Genomic DNA, 2,787 nt, shown 5'->3' with positions numbered 1-2,787 from the left:
CGACATGGCTGCGCATGCCGACGCCGACCACCGACACCTTCGACACCTTGGCGTCGCCGGTGATGCTGGCCGCGCCGATGTTTGCCTTGACCTTCTCGTTCAGGACATCCATCGCCTTGGTGTATTCACCGCGCGGTACGGTGAAGGTGAAGTCGGTCTTGCCGTCCACCGACTGATTCTGGATGATCATGTCGACTTCGATATTGGCATCGGCGACCGCGCCGAGGATCTGGTAGGCGATGCCGGGACGGTCGGGTACGCCGAGCACGGTAATCTTGGTCTCGTCGCGGTTGAACGCGATGCCGGTAATGGTGGCTTGTTCCATCTTGGTGTCTTCCTCAAACGAAATCAGGGTGCCGGAAATTGCTTCTTCTTCCAATGGCATTAAAGGGTCAGTCAGCGACGACAGCACGCGTGTCGGCATCTTGTAGTTGCCGGCAAATTCTACCGAGCGGATCTGCAGCACTTTCGAGCCTAGCGACGCCATCTCCAGCATCTCTTCAAACGTCACCGTCTTCAGGCGGCGCGCATCCGACACCACGCGCGGATCGGTGGTGTAGACGCCGTCGACGTCGGTGTAGATCAGGCATTCCGCTGCCTGCAACGCAGCGGCGACGGCCACTGCCGACGTGTCGGAACCGCCGCGGCCCAGGGTCGTGATATTGCCCAGTTCGTCGATGCCCTGGAAACCGGTGATGATCACTACCTTGCCGGCATCCAGGTCTTGCCGCACCTTGGTATCGTCGATCGAACGGATGCGCGCCTTGGTGTGGGCGGAATCGGTTTTAATCGCGACTTGCCAGCCGGCATAGGACACCGCCTGCTTGCCTATCGCTTGCAAGGCCATGGCCAGCAAGGCGACCGAAGCCTGCTCGCCGGTGGAGGCCAGCATGTCGAGTTCGCGCGGATCGGGCTGGGCGGTAATTTCTTTTGCCAGGCCCAGCAGGCGATTGGTTTCACCGGACATCGCGGAGGGCACCACGACGATTTGGTGGCCGGCGTCATGCCATTTGGCGACGCGCTTGGCGACATTCTTGATGCGCTCGGGCGAGCCCATCGAAGTGCCGCCGTATTTGTGGACGATTAAAGCCATAGGAATTGTAGGTGGATGCTAGAAGCGGGCGTAGTGCAAGGAAAAGAAAAATCAACCCTTTACTGTACCTGCAACGACACATTATGACAAGTGGCTTACCTTGCGGAAAGCACAATACCGTCTATGCCGGAAATCAGATATCTTGCCTGAACGGCAATTCATCGGCCTGCCAGCGCAGGCAGATATGCGGACCAGGCCCGGTCGCCAGCTGCAGGCAATCCATGCCGATGCCGGCCGCGAACAGGATCTGCTTGCCGCTGCTCACCAGCGGCAAGCGCTCGCGCTCCCAGGGCGGCACATCGAAGGCCTGGTAGTGGTACTTGATGCTCTTGGTGGGACGGTTCAAGGCCAGCTTGAGGCGCTCGCCGCCGGAACGATATTGAATTTGCAAGGGTTGCGCACGCAGCCAGCCGGCGTCGATGCCCTGCTCTGCCTGGTCGAAATGCAAGACGCCGCCGAATTGCGGGAAACGCATCTCGGCCTCGCCGTTCCAGCGGAACGCTTGTGGTTCAATCTCGGAACGGTCGACATCGTCGCGCGGCGTCAGGAACACCCGGTTGCGGTGACGGCGGATGTGGCAGTCGGGATGGGTCACGCACAATTGGGCGTCGGCTTTTGCCTCCAGCAATTGCTGGCGCATTTCGCTGAGCCAGGCGCTGGACGGCATGCGCAAGTGATGCAAGCCGAACCAGTAGCGCAACAGGTTATCAATGCGCTCCCCGCTCAACTGGCGCACATGTTCCAGATCGAGGCAGACGCCGTCCGCGCAGACAGCCATGTCCTGCGCCGCCAGGTCGATCAGCAATCGCTGCGTGGTCTGCATGTGCCCGGCGCTGCGCGAAAAACGCTCCTGGAAGCCGGGGAAATACTGCGCCAGCACCGGCATGATTTGCTGGCGCAAGGCGTTGCGGGCATAACGCGGATCGTGGTTCGATTCGTCTTCGATAAACGTCAGCTGCTGCGCCGCTGCGTATTGCTCCAGCGCCGCCCGCGACACTTTCAGCAGCGGCCGCGCCATCAGCAAGACAGCGTCGCCCAGCAGGGTCGGCGCCGTATTCCAGCGGTCCATGCCGGACAGGCCGGCCGCGCCCGAGCCGCGCAAAAGTTGCAGCAGCACGGTCTCAGCCTGGTCGTCCAGGTGATGTCCCGTCAATAACAAAGGGATCTGGTGCTGGCGGCACAAATCGCCCAGCGCTGCATAGCGGCTGATGCGCGCCGCTTCTTCCACGCCGCTCTTGTCACTGTTGCGCAATGCGATGCGGCGCGTATCGAAGACCACGTCCAGCCTGGCGCAAGCCTCGGCGCAGTGGGTTTGCCACTGGTCCGCATTGGGACTGATGCCGTGATGGATGTGGAAGGCGAACAGCTGGACGCCGTGCGCGCCGGCATACTGGGCTGCTGCATGCAGCAGCACGCTGGAATCCAGCCCGCCGCTATAGGCAAGCGCCAGCCGCGCCGGCTGGCCGGCAGCCGAAAACGCCTGCACGATCCCGGCCAGGGTGAGGGTGCTTTCTAAGTACGCGTTGATGCTTGCGATAGATGATGAATTCGACACGCCTATTCTGCTGCCAGCACTTCCTTGAATTTACCGTAGCTCATCAGTTTTTCATGGCGTGCATTCAGCAGGTCCTTGGTCTTGACGCCCTGGAACTGGCGCAAGGTATCGGCCAGCGCGCGCTTGAGCAAGGAAGCCA

General features: G+C 61.2%; 2 protein-coding genes and 1 pseudogene. All 3 read right to left on the bottom strand.

Annotated features, from left to right (window positions below; translation table 11 throughout):
• On the bottom strand, positions 1-1,093 hold a 1,093-nt coding region (locus tag JWQ61_RS06160; RefSeq protein WP_304359749.1), incomplete at its 3' end, for an aspartate kinase.
• Positions 1,094-1,226: 133 nt separating this feature from the next.
• Positions 1,227-2,591, bottom strand: coding sequence for a tRNA lysidine(34) synthetase TilS (tilS, locus tag JWQ61_RS06155; RefSeq protein ID WP_304359750.1), 1,365 nt, complete (start codon positions 2,589-2,591; stop codon positions 1,227-1,229).
• Between the two features lie 59 nt (positions 2,592-2,650).
• A pseudogene (locus JWQ61_RS06150) lies at positions 2,651-2,787 on the bottom strand (acetyl-CoA carboxylase carboxyl transferase subunit alpha); the annotation flags it as partial.

Origin of the sequence: Collimonas fungivorans, from assembly GCF_028292705.1 — a bacterium.
Classification (GTDB): domain Bacteria; phylum Pseudomonadota; class Gammaproteobacteria; order Burkholderiales; family Burkholderiaceae_D; genus Collimonas; species Collimonas fungivorans_B.
The sequence above is the reverse complement of the archived record's forward strand: the minus strand, read 5'-3'. Positions and strand labels throughout refer to the sequence as shown.